The organism is Thiomicrospira aerophila AL3, assembly GCF_000227665.2.
GTDB lineage: Bacteria > Pseudomonadota > Gammaproteobacteria > Thiomicrospirales > Thiomicrospiraceae > Thiomicrospira > Thiomicrospira aerophila.
The window spans coordinates 2,090,537-2,114,756 of sequence record NZ_CP007030.1 but is presented as its reverse complement, the minus strand read 5'-3'; the positions used below and the strand labels follow the sequence as shown (position 1 = coordinate 2,114,756).

The following is a 24,220-nucleotide window of genomic DNA, read 5'->3' as shown; positions in this document are numbered from 1 at the left end:
AATTGTGATGGCTAGGCTTGTTGGCTAAGTTGTCCTTGTTGAAGTAGGAAAGTTTGACGAGACCCTTTATCGATATTGGGAATGAGTTCGATGGCGGTGGTGGTGACCAAATGTTGAATTTGCATTTCTTGGAGTAGGTTGAGTAATTTATAGCGATGGGTTTCATCCAGTTCGGCAGGCAAATCATCAATCAACATAATGACCGACTCCCCAGTTTGTTCGGCTAAATATTGCGCTTGAGCAAGTAATAATGAACACACTAGAAGTTTCTGTTGGCCACGTGATAAGCGTAACAGTGCGTCTTGTTGATCCACTTTTATTCGAATATCCATCCGATGAGGACCATATTGGGTAAATCCGAGCTGCCGGTCTTTAACTAGATGTTGTTGCAGGCTTTGAGCAAAGTCACCACCGGTCTGAGCTGACCAACCCGGGTAAAAATTAAGGGTCAGGCGATGTTGTTGATTGAAGCGTGGCATTAAGTATTCGGCAAAATCATGCAAAATCGGTTCGAGTTTTTCTAAATAATCCTGGCGAATTTGATTAACGGCGGTACCAGACTGGATTAAGCTTTTATCCCATAGCGCGACCTCGTCCTGTGGCCGATGTTGTTTGAGTGCCATGTTGCGTTGTTTCAGCGCGCGTTGATAGCTGCGCCAGTGCGCAATAAATTCAGGATAATGATAAAAACAGCCCCAATCTAAATAGCGTCGCCGTGCTTTAGGTCCTTCGGTTAGCAGCTGATGACTTTCAGGCGTGAGCAGCTGTAATGGCAAGCATTGACTCAGTGCTGACTGCGGGGTGTTTTTTTGCCCATCCAAGTGAATGTCGGTTTGGTTCGCATCTCGGCTTAGGCCAAGTCGGTGAGTGGTTGATTGGTGCGCTACCTCACAAAATAGCGTGAATTGCGAGTGATCTTGTTGAATCAGTTGTTTAGGCTGATTGGCTCTAAAAGAGCGGCCACTCGCTAAAAACCATAGGGCTTCAATTAAAGCCGTTTTGCCTGCCGCATTATCACCCACTAGAATATTCTGCCCAGCATCAAGGGTCCAATCTAGTTGGGTCAGGTTACGAAAATGCTGTAAGCTCAGACGGTGAATGCGGGCCATACTAAATACTATTTTACCCAAATGAATAAAGATAGCGCATTTTAGCACGCCCATTTTGGACGAAATTTCAAATGTTTAGTGGAATTAAGCTTGCAATTGCAGGCGGGCTTAATTAGAATTAACTGTTCAAATTTTTTGATCAAATTATTGCAATAGGATTTAGACATGAAACGTACTTTTCAACCCAGCGTTATCAAGCGCAAGCGCAATCATGGTTTCCGTGCTCGCATGGCAACTAAAAACGGCCGTAAAGTGCTTGCAGCACGTCGTGCCAAAGGCCGCGCGCGTTTGACTGTGTAAACAGCACAATGACCGTCCTTAGCGATAGTCAACCAGTCGCTGTGGCGGCAGCGCGCTTAGATGCGCTAGCCCGCCAAACCCTTCCCAAAACTGTTCGTTTACTTACCCCCAAAGATTATCAAACCGCTTTTCAGCAAGCTGAAAAATTTGCCAATCGCCATTGGACACTTATCGTAAAAGCCAATCAACAGCCACTTCCAAGGCTTGGTCTCGCTATATCTAAAAAACAACTAGCACGCGCGGTGTGGCGAAATCGGATAAAACGGATTGCCCGAGAGGCATTTCGTCAACATAAAATAGACTTATGCGGTTATGATATTGTGGTTTTAGGGCGTAAAGGCACCGAAAGCGTGACTTCTGCGCAATTACACGCCAGTTTTGAGCATCTTATTAAAAAAATTAAACTCAGTGAGTTAAATAAGCTTAGCGTTAAGGAACAAGCATGAATATGAAAGCGTTTTGGTGGATTGCGTTAGCTTTCACCGCTATGTGGATTTGGTTTGAATGGATGAAGTTCAATGCGCAACCCACAACGACCACCACCACTTCCATTGAACAACAAGCGGGTCGTGATTTTGATGTACCTGCCCCTAATGTCAGTCGTGCGGCAGATCAAGCAGATGTTCCTCGTGCAGCGGGTGCAAGCGCGTTACCCCAGCAACAACGTGTTCGTATTGTAACGGATGTGCTTAAATTAGAAGTGGATACTTTGGGTGCCGATATTCGTGATGCTCGCATTATTCCGCACGGTATGCCGCGAGATCCGAATACGCCATTTCATTTGATGAGCGATGAAGGCCCGCTGATGTATTTTGCGCAGAATGGTTTGGTTGCCAATGCAGAAACGGGCTTACCTGCTCCGACGCATCGCGCGGTGTTTGATACACCTCAAACAGAATATGTGATGACCGAGGACACGCTACGTGTGCCATTTACTTGGCGTGAAGACGGTGTCGAGGTTACCAAATATTATGTGTTTACGCGCGGATCTTATTTGATTGGCGTTGAGTTTGAGGTGACAAACCTGACTGAGCAAACCTGGTCTGGTAGTCTGTATTCACAGTTTGTGCGCACCGCGTTTGACCCTTATTCTCAGGCGCTGATGTACACCTACACCGGCCCTGTGTTTTATGATCATTTTAGTGATGATAAAAAATACAATAAGATTTCGTTTAGTGATCTAAATACCCAGCCGCTTGAAAACAAATTGATTCAAGGTGGCTGGGCCGCGATGATTCAGCATTATTTTGTGACGGCAGTCGTGCCTAATCAAAATGTCACCAATGTATTTTATGCTAACCAGGTTGAGCCAGGGCGCTATCGTATTGGTGTAGTTGAACCTGAGGTGCAAATCGCTCCGGGTGCTACCGCAACGATTCAGTCACAAATCTACATTGGCCCGACTGAGCAAAATGTGTTGCGTCAGATTGCACCAGGCCTGGAGCGAACCATTGACTATGGTATGTTCACCATCTTGGCTGAACCCCTATTTTGGTTGCTCAGTCATATCCATAATATCGTGGGTAACTGGGGTTGGTCGATTATTGTGTTAACGATTTTGATCAAGTTGGCCTTTTACTGGTTATCAGCAAAAAGTTATTACTCGATGGCGCGGTTGCGTAAGTTCCAGCCTAAGCTAAAACAGTTGAAAGAAAACTATGGCGATGACAAGGTGATCTTCCAACAAAAAATGATGAAGCTCTACAAGGAAGAGAAGATCAATCCGTTAGGCGGCTGTTTACCGATTCTTGTTCAAATGCCGGTGTTTATCGCACTATACTGGGTATTGATCTACTCGGTTGAAATGCGTCAAGCCGAATGGATTCTGTGGATTAATGACCTCTCGGTGAAAGACCCTTACTTTGTATTGCCGATTTTGATGGGTCTGACCATGTGGATTCAACAAAAGCTTAATCCAACGGCGATGATGGATGAAATGCAGCAAAAAGTAATGAAGTTTTTGCCGTTTATCTTTACCATCTTCTTTATGTGGTTCCCGGCAGGTTTGGTACTTTACTGGCTAATGAACAACATCCTATCGGTTGCGCAGCAGTGGTATATTACGCGCAAAATTGAACGGGGTGAAGCCGCAGAGGCCAACGCAAAAAAACGCTAAGCCTTAAGAATTGCCAAGCGTTATTAAGACCATGGTACCCCCATGGTCTTTTTGTTTAAAAGGACGTCATCTTGATTATAGAATTAGCCATTTATTTGGCCGCAGGTGCCTTAGCCGGATTGTTAGCAGGCCTGCTGGGGATTGGCGGTGGATTGGTGTTGGTTCCGATCTTAAGCTCGGTATTTCTAATTTACTTGGATACGCCCTATATCGTACATATCGCTATTGCTACGTCACTAGCCACTATTTTAGTCACTTCAATTGGCTCGGTGTTAAGTCATCACCGTCACGGTGCGGTAAATTGGCGGCTGATTGCGATTATGCTGCTAGGTGTCAGTCTAGGCGGATTTTTAGGCGGCTGGAGCGGTCAGTTCTTTGCGACTGCGGTGTTGGCGATCATGTTTGGCTTGTTAGAAGTATTGGTCGCTTTACAACTATTAATGGGGAAACAACCTCCTCCTCAGCGTAACTTACCGGGTAAGCTAGGTTTGAATTCGGCTGGCGTAGGGATTGGTTGGTTATCGTCATTGTTAGGTGTGGGTGGCGGCTCGATGCTCACACCCTATTTTGTGTTTCACAATATGACTATGCGTCAAGCGATTGCGACTTCGTCAGCCTTGGCTTGGCCGATTGCTTTGATGGGCACCTTGGCGTACATGATAGCGGGTTGGCGTGTGGCAGACTTACCAGATTATACCTTGGGATTTGTATATTGGCCGGCCTTGTTAGCCATAGTGTCGGCGAGTACAGTAATGGCATACTTTGGGGCTAAATTAACCCATCGTATGCCAATTAAGTTTTTAAAGCAGGCGTTTGCGATTATGTTGCTGTTACTAGGAATTAAAATGTTGTTTTTTTAATCTAACCAAGAAGGTTTAGGGCTTGGATTGCCCGATTTTTCATAGCCATAATCGACAAACTGATGTAAGGCTTGATCATGGCAATGAATCAGTTCAATGAGTTTTGGGTGATCTGTGGTGATGGTAGCTAATACACCATGGTCGCAGAGTGTATATGCAAAGTTGAGTTGATCCTTGTACTCAAATAAAGCTGCAAACAATGGGTCCCAGGAGCGAATGGCTCTACCTGCGGCAAAGCGTTTTTCCATACCCACAACGTGATCATGAAGTAACTTCACCAATTTAGGGTTCTCGCTGCCTGTTAAGGCTTCTATCCCATTGGAAAGTATTTTAGTGCGACGATAAAGCGCCTGGTGATGAGTGAGTAATTCGCTGAAAACAGCTTGGTCGCGACGATGACTCTCGTCACTGCCACGACCAAATCGATAGTTTAGACTATCTTTATGCATCTAAAATTAAGATGCATCAGCACCATTTGGAGTAGATGATGAAAGATCAGCTGCGCCGGTTTGCATGCCAAAGAAGTTTGATTCTGCCTGTAATGCAGAAGCATAGGTTAAGCCTGATGTCATGTTGTTTTGCTCAGTGGTAGCATTTTCAACGTTAACTGGCTCACTGACTTGCTGTGTCGGCTGCAAATTTAAATAGTCAACCGGAGCAGATGCAGGGGTTGTATTTAAGTTTACCTGCGTTGTAGGGGCTGTCATTTCAACGGTATCATCAGAACGACTTAAGTTTGCAGTGTTAGATGCATTTGGCTCAGAGTTCATTCGCCCCATTTGAATGGGTGCCATTGACTGCATAGCAGGATTGATACTCGTACTCATTTGCGTAACTCCTAAAAATTTTTACATCTCTAGTATTGCACATTTGATCTAACTGAATCAAGTGATGTCATCTACTGAGTTGCGAAAGAAAAAAGATTTAATCGTTATAATTAATAACTGAGCGTACCTGATGGCCTTTGTATGCAAAGCTGTTAAGTGAAGTCAGGTTAATTACACAGGCCATTCCAGCTATTTGGTAACCCACTTGTTCACAGAGTTGGCAGGTGGCGTTAAGTGAACCACCGGTCGCAATTAAATCATCTAGGATTAAAATACGTGAACCATCCCCCTTTTGCATATGTAATGAATCTTTACCATACTCTAAACCATAATCTATTGAGGCATGTACATGTGGTAACTTACCGGGTTTGCGAACTTTGACAAAGCCTTTTTGATGTTTGTAGGCGAGTGCTGCGGCAAAAATAAAGCCTCTAGATTCAATACCCGCTAGTTTATCAATTTGTTGCCACTCTTCTACTGTGTATAAATCACTGATCGCATCAATGGTGGCATTAAAGTGATCGCGAAGTAATGGCGAGATATCGCGAAATAATATACCTGGTTTGGGAAAGTCGGGAACATTGTCAATGAATTGTGCTAATGGATGCAAGGACATAAAAATACCTGTATTAAGTCTATTCTAAGGGTTGGGGTTTACTATACAAAAATCCTTGAAATAAGTCACAGCCTAGTTTTTTTAGCGTGTCAACCTGTTCTATTTGTTCCACGCCTTCTGCAATCACTTGTAATTTAAGTGTTTTTGCTAGAGCGATGATGGTTTCAACAATCGCGGCATCTTCTTTGTCGATCAGCATATCCCTAACAAAAGATTTATCAACTTTTAAGGTACTTAGGGGCAAGTTCTTGAGATAGCTTAATGAAGAATAGCCCGTGCCAAAATCATCTAGTGAGAAGGCTAGGCCAATGGTTTTCAGTTCCTTCATTTTGGTTACGGTATCTTCAAGATTATCCATCAACATACTTTCGGTTATTTCCAACTCAAGTTTGGAAGAATCTATATTGTAATGATTAATTTTAGCAATAATTTTGGGCACAAAATCAGCCTGTCTAAATTGTTTTACGCTGACATTAACTGATAGGTTTAAATGCTGGGTGTCTTTATTTTGTTGAAATTGTTGTAAAGTTTGACAAGCCTGTTCTAGCACCCAATCTCCGATAGGTATAATTAATCCGGTTTCTTCTGCAACAGGGATAAAGTCTGCAGGCGAGATCATGTTTTTTTCAGGGTGGGGCCAGCGAATAAGGGCTTCATAGCCTTGTAGTTCTTCTTGAGCATTAACCTTTTTTTGGTAAAAGAGTAAAAATTCTCTATTATCAATAGCTTGGCGAAGATCGTGTTCAAGTTGACTGCGGTTTTCAACCTTTTTCTCCATATCTGGATCAAAGAAGCGAACAGAATTGCGACCTTGCTCCTTGGCTTGATACATAGCGAGATCCGAACGTTTCATGAGCTCAATTGATGTGTGATCTCCAGAACTAAACAAGTGAATACCTAAGCTGGCCGTGATAGTGTAGCGGTTACCTGACAGCGTGTAGGCGCGATTACATTGTTCAATAATTTTATTAGCAATCGCTAAGGCTTGATTGGCCGCTTCACTTTCATCGGTACTGAGATTTTCCATCAAGATAATAAATTCATCACCACCAGGCCTGGCGACAATATCTTCTTTGCGTACACAGCGTTCTAATCTTGCAGCAACACGTTTAAGCAGTTCATCGCCAAAATTGTGACCGAGTGAATCATTTAAATTTTTGAAGTGGTCTAGGTCAATAAACATCAATGCACAATAATGATGATGACGCTCGGCAGCGGCCAAGGCTTTAGTAATGTGGTTTTCTAGTAAACGGCGGTTTGCGAGGCCGGTTAATGGATCATAAAACGCCATTTCGTAAATATTACGCTCGTTGCGTTTCTGCTCAGAAATGTCGTTAAAAGCAAACAAAAAATGAGTAATTTCATTTTGATCATTTTTGATAGCATTGATAACTTGAAAGGTTGGATAGAGTTCACCATTTTTGCGTCGATTACAAATTTCACCTTGCCAACTGCCATCGGCTAAAATTTTGGGCCAAATTTTGGCGTAGAAATTTTGATTATGTTTTCTTGAGCGAAGGATTCCAGGGGTTTGCCCCATGACTTCGTCATTACTGAATCCCGTTATTTCAGAGAAGGCATAGTTTACGCGAATAATTTGTTCAAATTTGTCGGTTATGACAACGGCTTTTTGGGTTTCAAACGCTACCGCAGCAATGCGCAAATCTTCATCGCGTTCAATCAGTTGTTCATTGCTGCGTTTGAGGCGGTAGTTAAAGAATAAAATCACGCCGAGCATGATAATAAATAACACCATAGCGACCAGACCAACATGCACCGCCATGCGATGCTGATTGATAAAAGAGTTCAGTAATATGGTGTTGGTTTTTTCATAGGGCGGAACATTAAGCTCCATCATAAGTTGTCTAATTTGCTCGTAATCGGTTGGAATACTAAAGCCATAAAGATTAGCGGCCTCTAAGACAGGATGCCCATAAGGAATGCCTAAGAATGCGCCTGTTATTTCTGACGCATGAAACATATCAACATGATCCAATGCACTGAGTGGCCACTCCGGATAAAGTTGCGTAGAGAGGGCAAGTGGAAAATTAGGCGCGTCCTTTTGGCCGAGGACTTTAATTTGACCCTTTTGAATTCGGCCATCTTTTGTTAAGGATTCTAAAACCCCTGTTCGAACAAATGCGATCTCAGCTTGGCCATCTAGCAGGGCTGAAATCGCCAAGTCTTGTGAGCCAGTAGTCAGAACTTGAAAAGGGTAGATTTGAATACCATGATTTTGAAGCTCTCGTTTTTGCATCAAGTAGCCGCCGAAACCATCTATGCTTGGTGCAGCAATGATTCTTCTACGGATGTCTTTGTAATCGTTGATGTGATCATAATCGGATCGAGTGGCGATGACACCGCCAAAAACACGAATAGGTTGGTGATCAACGAGAGTCATCAGACTGGCAAGCGGGCTTGAAAGACCTTGGGTAACCGCAAGATTAATGTAAGCTTGAGGATTAGAGAAGATTAGGTCGACTTTTTTATCCCTAACGGCAGTGTTTAATTCATCTAAAAAATAAACTTGGAGGTCGAGTTGTACGGAGTGAAGCTGTTGGTTAAGGTGTGCAACAATAGGGGTCCATTCATTGAGTGTTTTACTTTTGTCTTGAAAAGTTTGCACCCCTAGCACTAACTGTGGCGTCGCTTGATTGTTAGCACCTTGCGTTTGAGTGCTTATTACTAGGCTTAGTAACAAGCAAGTAGCTAGAGCAGTATGTTTTTTCAGACATTTGATCATTGATTATTCATCTTTCGTATCATCTATCAGTGAAGGCCGGCCAAAATAATAACCTTGAAATAGGTCACATCCTAAATGTTTCAGCATGGTGGCTTGCTTGTTATTTTCCACACCTTCAGCAATGACCTGAAGATTTAAGGTTTTTGCTAGCGCAATGACGGTTTTGACAATCGCTGCATCGTTTGAATCAATTAGCATATCACGAACAAAGGATTGATCAATTTTTAACGCGCTAAGTGGCAGGTTTTTCAGATAGCTCAGTGACGAATAGCCTGTACCAAAGTCATCGAGCGCAAACCTTATGCCTAATTTATTAAGTTGTTGCATTTTTTCGATACTGTCTTGAATATCCTTCATTAGCAGGCTTTCCGTGAGCTCAAATTCAAGTTTATGAATAATACTTTCATAGCCTCGCGTACGAATTTTGAATTGCTCTACAAAATCTTTTTGTTTAAATTGAATATTGCTAATGTTGATTGCAATAGTGAGATGTTGTTTAGTTGAGTCTTGTTGCCACATTAATAGACGTTGACAGGCTACATCGATAACCCAGTAACCAATCGGCAAAATTAAATTGGTTTCTTCACAAACGGGAATAAACTCAGCGGGCGAAATGAGTCCTTTGGCAGGGTGAGGCCAACGAATTAAGCCTTCATAACCGACTAGTTTGTAGTCAGTGTTATATTTGGGTTGATAGTGTAGCTCAAACTCATCGCGGACAATCGCTAATCTTAGATCCGTTTCAATTTGCAGACGCTTATTAATCGATTCCTGAATGCTATGATCAAAAAACATAAAACGATTGCGGCCTTCTTCTTTAGCCTTGTACATGGCTAAGTCCGATCGTTTTAATAATTCATCATAGTTTTGCTCGTTACCATTAAACAAGCTAATGCCGATACTCGCAGTCATGACATAGGACTTATCTATAAGCATGTATGGCTGATGAGATAAATCGACTAATTTTTCAGCTACCGTTTTGGCTTGCTGTGAAGCAAGATCCAGTTCTGTTGCCAAGCCTTCTAATAGAATAATGAACTCATCCCCACCTGGACGAGCAACAGTATCGCCATCCCGTACACAGTTCACTAAACGGCTAGCGACTTGCTTAAGAATTTCATCGCCATACTTGTGCCCTAAGGTGTCATTAATTGTTTTAAAGTTGTCTAGATCAATAAACATAAGTGCCATGTGGCTTTTATTACGGCGGCTACTTGCCATGGCTTGTTTAATATGGTCTTCAAGCAGTCGACGATTTGCTAGGCCCGTCAGAGGGTCAAAAAAAGCTAGGCTATGAATTTGCTCTTCATCTTTTTTACGATTAGTAATATCACTAAAGGTAGAGAGGTAATGGGTCACTTCACTATTGTTATTTTTGATCGCGGTAATGGTTTGCAGTTCTGGAAATACCTCTCCATTTTTACGCTTATTCCAAATTTCACCTTGCCAACCACCGTCATCTTTAATAGCCAGCCACATTTTCTCGTAAAACTCAGCGCTATGCCGACCAGAGCTTAAAACTCGGGGTGTTAATCCAAGCACTTCTTCAGCTTTATAGCCAGTGATACGTGTAAAGGCTGGGTTCACGCTAATGATTTTTTCATTACTATCGGTAATAAGGATCGCCTCTTGAGTCTTAAATGCAACTGCTGCCACTTCCAGTGCTTGTTCGCGCTCAGTGAGATGGTTGACCACAGTTTTCAATCGCATGTTAGTCATCGTAATCAGCGTTGCGAGCAATAAGATCACCAAGCTAGCAACGGCGAGAATAGAAATCGTGGTTTGATGGGCTTGCCAAATATCATGCCAATAAACTGGCGCGCTGGTGTCATAAGGAGCAACGCGTAAACTGCGCATTAGGTTTCTGACGGGTTCATAATCAGCAGGAATGGTAAACCCATAAATGCCTGCCCGAGCAAGACTTTCATGGTTAAAGGGAATTGATAGCAAAAGACTGGTTAATTCACCTGCTTGTTGTTCATTGACATGCGTCATGGCGGCCAGTGGCCATTCGGGATAGAGTGGGGTTGAAAGCGCAAACGGAAAATGCTCGATAGTCTGCTCGTTAAGTATTTTGAAGACGTCTTGTTTAAACCCATGCCGTTTTACAAAATTTTCTAAAACTCCGGTGCGCACAAAAGCTACATCCGCTTGATTGTCCATTAGGGCAAACAATGCATTTTCGTGGGGCATATCTGTTTCAATAATATTTGTAGCTCTTGGGCTAGCTATTCCGGCCCGTTTCATTTCAAATACTTGCATCATATAGCCGCCAAGTGACTGTCTGCTTGAGGTTGCAATACGAAGGTTTTGAAGTTCAGCAAGCTGCTGTATGTCTGTCCGATCAGATTTAGTGACTATCACTCCGCCAAAGCCGCGAACGGGGGTATGGTTATGGGCTGCAATCATGGTGACTAAGGGACTGCTCAAACCATATTGATGGTTAATTTCAATATAGTGGCCAGAGTTGGTTAAAACAAAGTCGACTTCTCTTTTAGCAACCGCTAAATTTAATTGTTCGTAGTTGTAAACCTGTAGGCTAAATTGGCTGCTAGTTAATTCATGGTTTAATTTATCAATAATAGATTGCCAGTTTTCCTTGACTTGATCTGCTGGCTGAAAGGCAAGCAGGCCAATGACCGTTTGTTCTTTTGCAGCAGCACTGACTGAGGATACCCAGACTAAACTGGTCAAGATGAGGACTATAAGCTTACGCATCATATTTCTAGTCCTATGTATCGGTCATTAAATAAATGCATTTGATCACAGTTTTCTAGGTTTAGTTGTGCATTAAGCGACGATAGAAAATCGAGGTTTTGGATTAATCTAGGGTCTTGCCCAGATAAAAACCGGTGATTAGCCAATTGATCAGGGATTTGGATCAGTCGATAAAGTTTGAGAATCTCTTCTGGATGTAATTCTAATATTTCAGCTAGGTGATAGCTGGCATTGATAGGATTACTTTTAAATTGAAATGTGGCTTGAAAATAGTCTTTTACCAACTGTCGAACTAGTCTAATTTGTTGTCTAGAGAGATCCTTTTGAATCACCATTACATCAAAAATTCGATCTGGTATAGCAAGACTGCTAAATAGCTTAATGCCAGGAGATTGAATGAGTAATTTACTAGCTTGAGGTTCATAGGTAATGAGTAAATCAAGTTGTTGATTAATCCAAGCATCTGGCTGTAGGTGGTGTTCAACATTGACCAGTTCAACATCAGCAGAACTTAAGTTAGTGCGTCTGAGCAGTTCTGCCAATATGATCTTGCCAACAGAATTAAATTCTAAGCCAATGCGTTTTCCTTTAATCTGTGCGAGTTCATTAATCGTGGGCCGGCTTAAAACGATATCTGCACCCATGGAAATATTAAATATCAAAATAATTTCAAGTTCAGTGCCATTGGCACACAACCTGATGGCCTCATCAAAGGTTAACATGGCCACATCTAGTTGCTTATTTTGAAACCGCGACATTGTCTCGGAAGCTGAGGATGTTTTGACTAGGTCAATTTTGTTTCTATCTATGATGTTGAGCTTGTTGGCGAGATCGATCATTGCATAGCCTAGCCACGTTGTGCCACCTACTGAGAGCGAGCGCTTTTGGTCGCAGCCAACTAAAGCCATGGGTATGGCGGCAGGGACTAAGGCTTTAAAAAGGTCGCGGCGAGAGAGTGGTGTCATGCTTACAATATGGCTCTCAAATGAACAAAAAATAATAATGACCTAATGATAGCTTTAAAGCATTAGGGTTTCATAATTTTTTTGCTTTTGTGATACATTTATTCCTATTCAAATGGTATAGAAATAATTAGCTTGCGCTATAATCACATTTATTAATCTAGGAGTGGTGATGAAAGCACGCGCAATTGTTGAACAGTTACCCGCATTTTCTAAAATCAAATTAGAAAACGTACTTGATCATGTTCAAAGTTTGATAGCTCAAAGCCAACTTAAGTTGGCTAACATTACTTCAATAACTGATAAGCCGACTTGGGATAATCTCGTTGCACCTCTTGAAGCGATTTATCACGATTTTGAACAAGTATGGGGTCCGATTGGGCACCTTGATGCGGTCTGTTACTCCGAGGAATGGCATCAAGTTTATGAAGATTGTTTAGCTCAAGTTACAAATTTTTATACTGAGCTAGGACAAAATAGCGCATTGTTTAAACGTTTTGCGGCGTTTGCAGCAAGTGCGGACTATCAAACACTAAATTTAGCGCAAAAAAAAGTAGTGGATAATGCACTGCGTGATTTTCGCTTGTCAGGGATTGATTTGTCCTCCAACAATCAAACCCATTTCAAAGATATATCACAGCGTTTATCGCAGTGTTCAAGTCAGTTTGGTAGTCATGTTTTAAAAGCAACTCAAGCTTGGTCGATGCACATAACGGATGTGTCCAAACTGGCTGGTTTACCTGATTCAGCGCTAGATTTATTAGCGCAATATGCCCAACAAAAAGATTTAACAGGCTGGCGGATCACACTGGATTTCCCAAGCTATCATGCAATTATGACCTATGCCGATGATGCTGAACTTCGCCAAGCGGTCTATAAGGCCTATGCAACTCGCGCTTCCGATCAAAGTGACTTCCCTGAATTTGATAATGCCAGCTTAATTAATGAGATTCGAATTTTACGTTATCAAAAAGCTCAGTTACTTGGTTTTGAAAGTTATGCTGATTACTCGCTAGCCACCAAAATGGTTCAATCACCAGATCAAGTGCTCAGTTTTTTGCGTGACCTGGCACAACGGGCAAAACCACAAGCTTTGCAAGAATTAGCTGAGCTTGAAGCTTTTGGTCAGAAAAACTTGGACATTACCCATCTCGAACCTTGGGATATCAGCTATGTGAGTGAAAAGCTAAAAGAACAACGTTTTGCGCTGTCTCAAGAAATATTAAAGCCTTATTTCCCGGTAGATCATACCTTAAGCGGTATGTTTGGCATTGTATCGCGTCTGTTCGATATTCACATTGAACAGCTAGCTAATATAGATACTTGGCATTCGGATGTTAGATTTTATGTTATAAAAAATGCAGCGGGTCATCAGATTGCCGGGTTTTACTTAGATTTATACGCCAGAGAGAATAAGCGTGGTGGCGCGTGGATGGACGTAGTACACAGCCGGTGGCGCAAAAGCTCGGGTGAATTAATCTTGCCGGTAGCCTATCTAGTGTGTAATTTCACTCCGCCCGTGGCTGGCAAACAGGCCTGCTTAACGCATAATGAAGTGACCACGCTATTTCATGAGTTTGGTCATGGTCTTCATCATATGCTGACTGAGATGGAGCAACTGAGTGTATCCGGTATCAGTGGTGTGCCTTGGGATGCAGTGGAGTTACCGTCACAATTTATGGAAAATTTTTGTTGGGAGCGTGAGAGTTTAGATTTAATGTCTAAGCATATTGATACGGGTGAAGTCTTGCCAGATCATTTGTTGAATGCACTTAAAGAATCGCGTCATTTCCAGTCGGCCATGATGTTATTGCGTCAAATCGAATTTTCCCTTTTTGATTTTATGCTTCATATGGAGCAGTGTTCAGAATCACCCGGAGATATTCTCGTTTTGATGCAACGCGTACGCAATGAAGTGGCGGTAGTTTTTCCGCCAAGTTATCATCGGTTTGCGCACAGTTTTAGCCATATTTTTGCCGGTGGTTATGCGGCAGGTTATTTTAGTTATAAATGGGCGGAAGTATTATCCGCAGATGCGTTTAGCTTATTTGAAGAAACGGGCGTATTAAACGCTGATACCGGTCAAAGGTTTAAAAATACGATTCTAGCGGCGGGCGGTTCTCTTGACCCAATGCATTTGTTCCAGGCTTTTCGGGGCCGTTTACCACAAATTGATGCTTTATTACGTCACTCTGGTATTAAGGCAGCTTAATTTTAAAGCGAGATTGCAACAATGTTGATGTTCGGGGGGATTACCCTTTCTTTTATCTTTATAGTGCTAGCCATGATATTAGGCGGTGGCGTAGGCGCTTTTATTGATCCACAGTCTTTTTTGATTGTAATTGGGGGTACGATTGGCGCTACTATCGCTAAATTTCCGCCAAAGGATTTAATAAAAGGCTTTAAAACGGCGATGTTAGCGTCCAAAGGCAGAAAGGATGAAACAAACCTATCTCAGCTTGTTGACACTACTGAAGAATTATTAAAGAAAACCCGTCGTGAAGGTCTTATTTCTATTGAAGGTCAAACCACCGGCAATGATTTTTTCGATAAGGGTTTGGCATTTATGTTGGCCGCACCTGATGCCCGTTCAGTCGAGCGTTATTTGAGTGATGAAATTCAAAACCTGATTAATCAAGCGCAGCGTGGTAAGTCGGTGATGGATGCTCTAGCAGATGCTGCGCCGGCTTTTGGGATGATTGGTACCGTCATTGGATTGATTTTGATGATGGGTAGTCTTGATGACCCTGAAATGATTGGCCCAGCTCTAGCCATCGCGCTTTTGACCACGCTCTATGGCGCGATTTTAGCTAATGCGGCATTTATTCCAATGGCTGAAAAAATAGCCGCTTGGCAATCGGTCACGGTGCACGAGCAGGAATTAATTGCCTTGTGTTTATTAGCGATCAAAAATTCGCAATCACCAATGATTATGCGTGAGACAGTGAAACCCTACCTAACCCATGATTTCTATAAGCTGCCTGAGGTGGCCGAGTGAGTGAGAATAAATGCCCTCCTAGCAAGCCCTGTAAAAAAGGCGCGCCAACTTGGATGGTTACGTTTGCAGACCTGATGAGTTTGCTTATGGCATTTTTTGCATTGCTATATGCGATGAGCTCGATCGATCCTTTTAAATTTCAGCAGGTGGCCACTTCGCTTCAGAGCGTATTCGGCGATCAACGCAGTAGTATCTTAGAGTTTGATGGCACTACGCTCATTGAACTCAATCCTGACTCGATTGTAGAAAATGATCAGAAAGAAAATGAGCGGTTTCAAGAAATAGTCGAGCGCGTCGAGCAGCAGTTTGAGAGAGAGCAAAATGTTCAAATTGAAGTGGATCCTGATGCCTTAACAGTCACCTTAACTTTCCAAGGCGAAGCTTTGTTTCCATCGGGCACAGCGTTATTAATGCCGGAGTTTAGGCGGCAGCTAATGAATTTGTCATTCTTAAGAGACTATCAAGAATTGGATCTGCTTGTGCAAGGTCATACTGATCGTGTACCGTTAAATAGAGGGTTGCAGTATCGAACTAACTGGGACTTATCTGCATCACGTGCCGCATCCGTGGGTGAATTTTTATTAGACCAAGGCTTTATTCAGCCCCGTTCATTGCGGGTAGAAGGGCGCGCTGATTCTATGCCCTTGTCTGCGGAGGGCGATTTTGCTAACTATCATCTTGATCGTCGCGTGCAGGTCATTATTACAGAACAGTAGGGTAGTTTATGAAAGTTGGCATGCAAAAAGTTAATGACAATGAATGGCTTATCCAAATGGGTAATGCAATTGTACGTTTAGACAGGTTTACTACCCACTTACTCAGGATCAGTTTGAAATACGGCGCGCAAACATCTGCTAATAAGTCTCACGCCCTGTTGCGAAGTTATTTAGGAATGACCCGCAAGCTTGATTCACTTGCTCCAAATGATTGGTCTAAGTTACTTGATCACGTTGATCGTCAAGATCTTAGAATTTGGTTGTGTCTGGTAGAGGATAGTAAACTAAAAAATCGCGCTTTGGATAAGTTAGGCCATGCCGCTGAAGCCCAAATGCGTGAAGATATGGCGAATATTCGGCTACCAGATGAAAATGCACAAAAAGAAGCAATTTTTCGATTTATAAAACGAATTTATGAGTTGGAAGATGAGGGTGAAATTGAATTTTTCTATGAAAAATCTGCTTACCTATAACTATAAGGATAGCTAGCCTTGGAAATTAAGGTTAAACGCAAAGATGATAATGTGCTCTTAATTGAGCTAGGTCATGTAATTATTACGCTGCCTAACGATGCGGCTAATGAGTTAGTCTCTTTGATGGACTATCGCATTAAGCAACTGACGCCTGAAGATGAGGCCGCGTTAGAGCGGAGTTTAGCAGCGTATCGAAAAATTGCGTTAAAAATTGTTGAGATGGAAGATGCGACGATTCAGATGATGTTGGCATCACTCTCGACCATGCAAAAAATTATCTTATGTCGTATTGATTCAACCGGCCAGGTAAAACAAAAAATCTTAAAAAATCTGCCCCTTGTTAAACGACATGAGTTGGAAGAAGAATTAGGCTTTAATGAAAAAATAACGGTTAAAAAAGCGCTTAATCAAATGGAACATAAAATTGTCCCGTTATTAAAAAAGGCAATTTTGGATCGTAAACGTTTATTAAGTGAAGATTGAGTGAGCTTAATAAGCGTCATTGTTCGGTGTTTTGACGATACTCAATACGCGTAATTTCCCAGGCTGCACTGGCTTCACCTGGCAAATTGACCTTTATTAGATCACCTACAGTTTTGGCTAAACAGGCTCGTGCAATCGGCGCATCAATTGAAACATAGTCTGGTTGATGAAAAATTTCATCAGGGCCAACAATTCGAAATGTTAATGTCTGGTCCTCATCATTGATTAAACTTACCCAGGCGCCAAAGTAAACCTTGCCCTCTTGGGCAGGATGGTAATCAACAATTTTTAACTTTTCAAATTGGCCCTGTAAATAGCGGACACGACGATCTATTTCACGTAAGCGTTTTTTATTGTATTGATAATCTGCATTTTCAGAGCGGTCCCCTAAGCTAGCTGCCCAAGCCACAATTTTAGTGGTTTCAGGGCGTTCTCTTCGCCATAAATGTAGGTGTTCAGCTTGAAGTTTTTCCCAGCCTTGACGTGTGATTAAGAGTGTTGCCATGATTTGAGGTTGCTTGATTAGATTAAGTTAATAGTATAGTTTAATTGAATATCGTCATGTTATGGAGCCATTAACTTGGACAAGCAGCAACAAATTCGTCAAGAAATCCAGCAAGTCTTAGAGCAAGTATGGCTTGCAAGAGTCCGAGAAGAAAAGCACGCACGCTTAGAAGCCGAGCGATTACTTGAAGATCGAACTATCGAATTGTATTTAGCAAATGAAAATTTAAAAAAATTGACAGTCGATTTGGAACGACAGGTCGAGCAGCGTACCAGTGAACTTGAAAAAGCCTTAGAAAAATCGGAACAGGCTGCAACGGCTAAAAGCGATTTTTTAGCGACCATGAGCCATGAAATTCGTACGCCAATGCACGGCGTGCTTGGTTTAACAGATTTATTGCTTACTACAGAGCTTAATGCACAGCAAAAAGAATACCTTAATACCTTAAAAAACTGCAGCCAAACGCTCTTGGCGGTGATTAATGATATTTTGGATTTTTCTAAAATTGAAGCCGGTAAGTTGTCACTTGAGTCTATTGAGTATGAACCCATTGCACTCTTTAATAACCTTAAAACCTTGTTTGAACCCCAAATTACTGATAAAGGCTTAGTGTTTTCGATGCAGATTGAAAAAGGTTTGCCAAACCGCTTGATCGGCGATCCGACCCGCTTTCAACAGATTTTATATAACTTGTTAAGTAACGCTATTAAATTTACCCATGAAGGCCAGATTACTTTAAAAGTAAGCTTTGATCCGTCCACTAACCGTTTATTTGTAAAGGTGAAAGATACCGGTATTGGCATCAGCCAGCTCGCCATGAAGCGTTTGTTTAAAGCCTTTAGCCAAGCTGATAGTTCGATTACACGACGATTCGGTGGAACGGGGCTGGGTTTAGCCATCTGTGATCGTTTAGTTAAAGCTATGGGTGGCGATATTAGCGTGTACTCGGAAGTGGGAGCAGGCAGCGAGTTTGCATTCAATATTTCAGTGCAAGTAGCTAAAGAACTCAGACAACGAGATCATCAACCCACTATCGCTACGCCGCAGTTGGATAGTTTAAAAGTATTGGTTGTGGAAGATAACCCTGTTAATCAAATGTTAGTTAAAGCCATGCTAGCCAAATTGCACATCATGCCTGCTGTAGCACAGGATGGTTTAGAGGCGGTTGATTTAATTAGAGATCAAAATTTTGATATCGTGTTGATGGATGTGCAAATGCCCACTATGGATGGCCTAAGGGCAAGTCAATACATTCGATCACTGGGTGATAATATAAAACAACCCTATATTATTGCGTTGACAGCTAATGCTTTTGAGTCGGATAGAGTCGGTGCGTTAGATGCGGGTATGAACGCATTTTTGGCCAAACCTCTTTCATTTGAAGCATTACAGACGAGTTTGGTCAGTGCGCAAGAATATCTTAGCTAAGCCTTTATTTAATGAAGGGTTCTTTGCATTATTTAGTGTGCAGTTTTTGGGCGCATTCAATGATAATCTAGTTAAAAATGCTGTGGCCATTCTGATAAGTTATCGACTTGTCAGTGAGGCCGATGCTGGTTTTTGGTTAAGTGTCGCCGCCGGTCTGTTCATATTACCCTTTATGTTGATTTCACCCTGGGCAGGACGGCTGGCCGATCATTATGACAAGGTGCACTTAATTCGGCTGATCAAGTTGGCGGAAATTGGTTTAGCTTTGCTTGCGGCCTGGGCGCTGATAAGCCAACAACTGCTTTGGCTGTTAGTGACGGTGACGGCACTTGGGGTGCAGTCGGCGTTTTTTGGACCGATTAAATATGCCATTATTCCGGAACGGGTGGCGCCAAGCCAGTGGATGCGTGCCAATGCGTGGTTTAGCGGCTCAACGTTTATTGCGATTTTATTAGGCACTCTGCTGGGCGGTTTGGGTGCGGTCAGTGAGGCAAGTTTAATCGTGTTGGCTTTGGGCGTGGTGCTGGTAGCACTTGCCGGTGCGGGCGCCAGTTTTCTAGTGCAACCACGGACACAAACCGATTCATCTAGGTTGTTGTCGCCGAACGTTGGGCTGGGTTACTGGTCGAGTATGCATCAGGTGTGGCAGGGTTGGGGCGATGGTCGTGGACGGTTGGTCATCGCTATTTCCTTGTTTTGGTTTATTGGCGCAAGCCTTTTAAGTCAGTTGCCACAATGGGTGCAAAGTCTGGGCGGCAATGAGCAGGTGGCGATTATCTGGCTAGCCGGCTTTGCGCTTTGTTTTGGTATCGGCGCTGGGTTGCGTGCCAGCCTGCGCTGGTTTAATTGGCGTCAGCAGGCCTGGTGGTTAGCGTTAATGGCACTGGTCTTGGCTGATGCGGCATGGTTAAGCTATCAAGCAGAGCCGCAAGCACTCGTAGCCCCCAGGGTCTTTTTTAGTGACCTATCATCCTGGCGCGTGAGTATCGATTTAGCCATCATCGCGTTATTAGGGGGGCTATATAGTGTGCCACTCTACACGCAATTACAAAAACAAGTGCCGGCTCAAGCTAGAGCACGTGCTTTTGCACTCAATAATGTGATGAATGCGCTTTGGATGGTCGCCTCAGCGCTAGCCTTGATGTTGGGCTATAGTGTTGGATTGATTTGGCCACAACTAGCAGGCCTGCTTGCCGTTATGATTATGCTTATGGCGCTATGGGTGGCGTGGCGATTTGGTCAGACAGCTTGGCTGGTCGAGCGGGCAAATGATGAGGAACAGATATGAATAATCACAGTGATCAGCAGCAGGCCTGGTGGGTTAAACTCATCCGTGGGGTGATTACGTTTTGGGCTAAACACTGGTATCGCGTTGAGGTGCGCGGCCTTGAGCATTATGAACAACGGCCTAAAGACCGTCCGTTACTCATTGTGGCCAACCATGTGTCCTTATTAGATGGCCCGCTGATTGATGGTTTTATTCCGGGTCCGACAACCTTTATGATTGATGCTGGCCATACTCAGGGCTGGTGGCGCACGTCTCTATTGCGTTTAGGGCGTTATGTGGTCACCGATTTACATAGTCCGATGGCGGCAAAACATTTAATTAAAGCGCTCGAAGCCGGTGAGCAGGTGATGATCTTTCCGGAGGGGCGAATTAGCACCCAAGGCGGTTTAATGAAGGTCTATTCTGGTGCAGGCCTGGTAGCGGATAAAACCGGTGCGGCAGTACTGGCAGTGCATATTGAAGGCGCGCAGTGGAGTCAGGCCTCTTACCTAGATGGTCGAGTGCGTTGGCTGCGTCGATTACGCCGACCACACATTACCCTAACTTTGAGTGCTGCTGAACCCTTGCAGATTGAACCACAGCTTAAGGGACGCGCGCGTCATGTAGCCTATCAGCAGGTGATGATGCAGCGTTTGCAAGCCAGTCATTTTAACGCTCGCTGGCACCCCATGAGCTTGTGGCAGGCGTTTGATCATGCGGTGACGACTCAATGGCCGGTAGGACGTTGGCAGGGTGTGGAGGATGCGTTAGGCACCCAATTGACCTATAAAAAGGCGCGCTTGGCGGCACGGGTCTTGGGTGTCAAATTAACGGCCAGCTTAAACTCAAACTTAGCCGAAAATCAGCGACAGCAAACAGTCGGGGTGATGTTGCCAAATTCGGCCGGAGTATTGGTCACTTTTTGGGCGCTACAAAGTCAGGCAAAGTTACCAGCAATGCTGAATTTTACCGCTGGTGAAGCCGCACTTATCTCGGCCTGTAAAACAGCGCAATTGACTCAGGTGCTGACTTCTCGTCGGTTTATTGAATTAGCAGGCCTGCAAGCGATTGAACTGGCCCTTGCTTCACATATCGAATGGATTTATTTGGAAGATATCCGCGAAACCATTGGTCTTAAAGACAAGTTGCGCGCGCTGGCGGTGCCAAGCCGCAAGTTGCCTGGCTATCAGCAAGCACCGACCGACCCGGCGGTGGTGTTGTTTACCTCGGGGTCGGAAGCGGCGCCAAAAGCGGTGGTGTTATCGCATCAAAATCTATTGGCCAATATTGCACAGGTGGGCAGTCAGTTTGCGCTATTGCCGGGTGATGGTGTATTTAATGCCTTACCCACCTTTCATAGTTTTGGCCTAACAGCAGGCCTGCTATGGCCGGTGTTGGCGGGTGCCAAATTGACCCTCTATCCTAGTCCGTTACACTATCATCAAATCCCTGAAGCGGTTTATCAATCGAATGCCAGAGTGTTTTTTGCCACCGATACCTTTTACAAAGGCTATGCGCGCAAAGCCGATCCCTATGATTTTAATCAGGTTGAAGTGCTTGTGGCCGGCGCCGAGCCGCTAAGCAAACAAACGCGTGACGTCTATGCGCAAAAGTTTGGTAAAACTATTTTAGAAGGCTATGGCGTGACCGAAGCCTCGCCTGTGGTGGCGGTTAATACGCCGCAAGCCCGACAAGACGGCAGTGTCGGACGCTTGTTACCAGGCCTGGTGAGTCGCTTAGAGCCGGTAGAAGGGTTGGCTGAAGGCGGGCGCTTATGGATTAAAGGACCGAATGTCATGTTGGGTTACTGGTTTGAAACGGCACCGGGTGAGTTAGTTGCTCCACCGGATGGTTGGTATGACACCGGCGATTTGGCGCGCATTGATCAGCAGGGTTTTATTTGGTTATTAGGGCGTGCAAAACGCTTTGCCAAAATTGCTGGCGAAATGGTATCGCTCGTGGCGATAGAGCAAGCGCTTATGCCCTTGTTAGTCGCGGATAAGCTGGTAGTCGCCGTCAGGGTGAGTGATGCTAAAAAAGGTGAGACGGTGGTGCTGGTGTCCAGCGATGCGCATTTAAGTTTGGGGCAGGCGCAACAGGCGCTCGCACAAGCAGGTATTAATGAGCTGGCTTGGCCAAAAATGATTTATTGGCGCGAGCAGATTCCGCTACTCGGCTCAGGTAAAATTGCCTATCAAATCTTGGATCAATGGGTCGCTGAACAATGAGTGGAATAATGACCAGGCTATCAATTCAACAAATTCTGCTGATGACGCTTATATTGAGCTTGTTTAGCTTAATGATATGGAGCCAGAACTTTACCCAAGTCGCAGCGGGCGTGGCGTTGTTTTTATTCGGAATGACGCTATTAGAAAATGGTTTTAAGGCATTAAGCGGTGGCATTTTAGAGCGGATTTTAAAGGTATCGACCGCACGTCAATCGCAAAGTGTGGCGTTTGGTTTGGCGAGTACCACGCTGATGCAGTCGAGCAGTTTGGTGTCCTTAATTACTGTGTCGTTTGTGAGTGCGCAAATGATTACCTTGGCCGCTGGCATCGGTATTATTATGGGCGCGAACTTAGGCACCACTACCGGTGCTTGGCTGATGGCGGGGTTTGGACTCAAAGTTGATATTGCCGCCTATGCACTGCCTTTATTAGTAATTGGCGTGCTGTTGCAATTACAAAAAGGTCAAAAACTGCGCGGCTTAGGGGCGATTTTATTAGGGATTGCTTTTTTGTTTTTAGGCATTCATTACATGAAGCTAGGCTTTGAAAGCCTGCAAGGTACCTTTGATCTCAGTGCCTATGCGATGACCGGCTTGTTAGGTGTGTTGGTGTTTACGCTGATTGGGATGATTATCACCACCATCATGCAATCCAGTCATGCCAGTTTATTGATCATTATTTCAGCGCTGGCCACCGGTCAAGTGAGCTATGAAAATGCCTTGGCTCTGGCGATAGGCGCCAATTTAGGCAGTACGATTACCATTGTGATTGGGGCGATGGCGGCTAATGCCTGGGGTAAACGTTTGGCTTGGTCACACGTTATTTTTAATGTCGGTACGGCGGTTATTGCGATCGGTTTTATCAATGTGTTTATTTGGCTAGTGGATGGTTTAGCAGGCCTGCTGGGCATTACTCCTGACAATTATTTATTGAAATTAGCATTGTTCCACACCTTGTTTAACTTAACCGGGGTACTGTTGCTGTGGCCTTTTGTGCCAAAGCTAGCCGATGGTTTAACGCGTTGGGTCAGTGAAAAACAGGTAGCTCGCGAACAGCCACGTTATGTGCTGCCTTCAGCCTTAAGTAGTGGCGATACTGCACGCCAAGCGGTGGCACTTGAGGTGGGGCATTTATTCGATAATAGTTTTGGCTTGATAGCACAAGGTCTTGGCTTGCGCCGTTCGGTCATTGAATCAGAGGAATCCTTAACGACGGCGGTGCAAAATACTCGTCGCTTTATGCCGTTAGATTTGGATGGCGATTATGAGCAAAAAGTTAAAAACCTGCATAATGCGATTGTAGAATTTATTGGCCAAGCGCAGCAGCAATCCTTGCCGGAATCAGTGACCGAGAACCTCTATCAGTTACGTCGCGCTAGTTTAAATTCGGTGCAAGCGGTTAAGGCCATTAAGCATATGCACAAAAACTTAGTGCGTTATGGGGTTAGTGATCAGGCGGCAGTGCGCCAAAAATATGACATGATGCGGATTACCTTGGCTAAACTTTTGCGTGCTTTGCGTCGACAAATGCAGGCTGATAAGCCGCTACCTAGTGATCAAATGGCGGCGTTTTTTAGTCATTGGCAACAGCAAATTGATGACACCAGTCGTCAAGTGCAAGCTGGGCTAGATCAAGATATTCGTCAAAGAGCGTTAAGTGCGCATATTGCCACCTCTATTATGAACGACGAGATGTATTGGCGCGGACTCGCTAATCATTTGTTATTGGCGATGCAGCTATTTAATGAAGCCCAGAAATCTTCTAATCAACCGCAAAACCAAGGGGATTTAGATGCTGTGGCCCCCACGTTTTAATCGTTAATTTATATGGGGTTAACGGCGCGTCACCTGCAGCCGAGCTTGTGTTTAGAC

The 24,220-nt window shown here is 43.8% G+C and carries 21 protein-coding genes; 13 read left to right on the top strand and 8 right to left on the bottom strand.

Going from position 1 to position 24,220, the window contains the following annotated elements:
• Window positions 1-11 precede the first annotated feature (11 nt).
• Window positions 12-1,109: a DNA replication/repair protein RecF gene (recF, locus tag THIAE_RS10250; RefSeq protein ID WP_025299413.1), complete on the bottom strand. Its 1,098-nt coding sequence runs from the start codon at window positions 1,107-1,109 to the stop codon at window positions 12-14.
• Between the two features lie 165 nt (window positions 1,110-1,274).
• Here recF and rpmH point away from each other — a divergent pair, with 165 nt between their 5' ends.
• The 4 genes from rpmH (at window position 1,275) to THIAE_RS10230 (ending at window position 4,385) form a co-directional block, all read left to right on the top strand.
• Complete coding sequence (rpmH, locus tag THIAE_RS10245; protein ID WP_006460059.1) at window positions 1,275-1,409, top strand: 50S ribosomal protein L34; 135 nt, start codon at window positions 1,275-1,277, stop codon at window positions 1,407-1,409.
• An 8-nt stretch (window positions 1,410-1,417) separates the two neighbouring features.
• Entirely contained in the window at window positions 1,418-1,855 is a 438-nt protein-coding gene (rnpA, locus tag THIAE_RS10240; RefSeq protein WP_006460060.1) for a ribonuclease P protein component, read from the top strand.
• Window positions 1,852-3,525 carry a membrane protein insertase YidC gene (yidC, locus tag THIAE_RS10235; RefSeq protein WP_006460061.1) on the top strand — a complete coding sequence of 558 codons (1,674 nt, stop codon included), beginning with the start codon at window positions 1,852-1,854 and terminating at the stop codon, window positions 3,523-3,525. The genes rnpA and yidC overlap by 4 nt, the downstream gene beginning before the upstream one ends.
• 71 nt (window positions 3,526-3,596) lie before the next feature.
• Entirely contained in the window at window positions 3,597-4,385 is a 789-nt protein-coding gene (locus THIAE_RS10230) for a sulfite exporter TauE/SafE family protein (RefSeq protein ID WP_006460062.1), read from the top strand.
• On the opposite strand, the gene THIAE_RS10225 is transcribed toward THIAE_RS10230, so the two are convergent.
• The 6 genes from THIAE_RS10225 to THIAE_RS10200 form a co-directional block, all read right to left on the bottom strand.
• Window positions 4,382-4,834: a hypothetical protein gene (locus tag THIAE_RS10225; RefSeq protein ID WP_006460063.1), complete on the bottom strand. Its 453-nt coding sequence runs from the start codon at window positions 4,832-4,834 to the stop codon at window positions 4,382-4,384. The genes THIAE_RS10230 and THIAE_RS10225 overlap by 4 nt on opposite strands.
• 6 nt (window positions 4,835-4,840) lie before the next feature.
• A complete protein-coding gene (locus THIAE_RS10220) occupies window positions 4,841-5,212 on the bottom strand; it encodes a hypothetical protein (RefSeq protein WP_006460064.1) in 372 nt (123 codons plus the stop codon).
• 97 nt (window positions 5,213-5,309) lie between these two features.
• Window positions 5,310-5,828 carry an adenine phosphoribosyltransferase gene (locus THIAE_RS10215; RefSeq protein WP_006460065.1) on the bottom strand — a complete coding sequence of 173 codons (519 nt, stop codon included), beginning with the start codon at window positions 5,826-5,828 and terminating at the stop codon, window positions 5,310-5,312.
• Between the two features lie 19 nt (window positions 5,829-5,847).
• Window positions 5,848-8,571 carry an EAL domain-containing protein gene (locus THIAE_RS10780; RefSeq protein WP_006460066.1) on the bottom strand — a complete coding sequence of 908 codons (2,724 nt, stop codon included), beginning with the start codon at window positions 8,569-8,571 and terminating at the stop codon, window positions 5,848-5,850.
• A gap of 3 nt (window positions 8,572-8,574) precedes the next feature.
• Window positions 8,575-11,292 (bottom strand): EAL domain-containing protein, encoded by a 2,718-nt coding sequence (locus tag THIAE_RS10695; RefSeq protein WP_006460067.1) that lies wholly within the window; start codon window positions 11,290-11,292, stop codon window positions 8,575-8,577.
• Window positions 11,289-12,254, bottom strand: a complete 966-nt coding sequence (locus THIAE_RS10200) for an ABC transporter substrate-binding protein (protein WP_006460068.1) — start codon at window positions 12,252-12,254, stop codon at window positions 11,289-11,291. Before THIAE_RS10200 ends, THIAE_RS10695 begins: the two co-directional genes overlap by 4 nt.
• Window positions 12,255-12,423: 169 nt before the next feature.
• Between THIAE_RS10200 and THIAE_RS10195 the strand changes: the two genes are divergently transcribed.
• Genes THIAE_RS10195 through THIAE_RS10175 form a run of 5 tightly spaced genes read left to right on the top strand, consistent with a single transcriptional unit; the run spans window position 12,424 to window position 16,921 of the window.
• Window positions 12,424-14,463: a M3 family metallopeptidase gene (locus tag THIAE_RS10195; RefSeq protein ID WP_006460069.1), complete on the top strand. Its 2,040-nt coding sequence runs from the start codon at window positions 12,424-12,426 to the stop codon at window positions 14,461-14,463.
• 21 nt (window positions 14,464-14,484) lie between these two features.
• Window positions 14,485-15,249 (top strand): motility protein A, encoded by a 765-nt coding sequence (locus THIAE_RS10190; RefSeq protein ID WP_006460070.1) that lies wholly within the window; start codon window positions 14,485-14,487, stop codon window positions 15,247-15,249.
• Window positions 15,246-15,965, top strand: coding sequence for an OmpA/MotB family protein (locus THIAE_RS10185; RefSeq protein WP_006460071.1), 720 nt, complete (start codon window positions 15,246-15,248; stop codon window positions 15,963-15,965). The genes THIAE_RS10190 and THIAE_RS10185 overlap by 4 nt, the downstream gene beginning before the upstream one ends.
• Before the next feature lie 8 nt (window positions 15,966-15,973).
• Window positions 15,974-16,438 carry a FliG C-terminal domain-containing protein gene (locus THIAE_RS10180; protein WP_006460072.1) on the top strand — a complete coding sequence of 155 codons (465 nt, stop codon included), beginning with the start codon at window positions 15,974-15,976 and terminating at the stop codon, window positions 16,436-16,438.
• A gap of 18 nt (window positions 16,439-16,456) precedes the next feature.
• Window positions 16,457-16,921: a hypothetical protein gene (locus tag THIAE_RS10175; protein WP_006460073.1), complete on the top strand. Its 465-nt coding sequence runs from the start codon at window positions 16,457-16,459 to the stop codon at window positions 16,919-16,921.
• 16 nt (window positions 16,922-16,937) lie between these two features.
• Here the strand turns inward: THIAE_RS10175 and greB are convergent, their stop codons facing one another.
• Window positions 16,938-17,426: a transcription elongation factor GreB gene (gene greB, locus THIAE_RS10170; protein WP_006460074.1), complete on the bottom strand. Its 489-nt coding sequence runs from the start codon at window positions 17,424-17,426 to the stop codon at window positions 16,938-16,940.
• Between the two features lie 75 nt (window positions 17,427-17,501).
• On the opposite strand from greB, the gene THIAE_RS10165 reads away from it, so the two are divergent.
• Genes THIAE_RS10165 through THIAE_RS10150 form a run of 4 tightly spaced genes read left to right on the top strand, consistent with a single transcriptional unit; the run spans window position 17,502 to window position 24,163 of the window.
• On the top strand, window positions 17,502-18,854 hold the full coding sequence (locus THIAE_RS10165; protein WP_006460075.1) for an ATP-binding protein: 1,353 nt from the start codon (window positions 17,502-17,504) through the stop codon (window positions 18,852-18,854).
• Window positions 18,832-20,142: an MFS transporter gene (locus THIAE_RS10160; RefSeq protein ID WP_006460076.1), complete on the top strand. Its 1,311-nt coding sequence runs from the start codon at window positions 18,832-18,834 to the stop codon at window positions 20,140-20,142. Before THIAE_RS10165 ends, THIAE_RS10160 begins: the two co-directional genes overlap by 23 nt.
• The gene (locus tag THIAE_RS10155; protein ID WP_006460078.1) at window positions 20,139-22,349 is read left to right on the top strand and encodes an AMP-binding protein; all 2,211 of its coding nucleotides are present in this window, start codon (window positions 20,139-20,141) and stop codon (window positions 22,347-22,349) included. The genes THIAE_RS10160 and THIAE_RS10155 overlap by 4 nt, the downstream gene beginning before the upstream one ends.
• Window positions 22,350-22,357: 8 nt before the next feature.
• Window positions 22,358-24,163, top strand: a complete 1,806-nt coding sequence (locus THIAE_RS10150; protein WP_006460080.1) for a Na/Pi cotransporter family protein — start codon at window positions 22,358-22,360, stop codon at window positions 24,161-24,163.
• The last annotated feature ends 57 nt before the right edge of the window (window positions 24,164-24,220 follow it).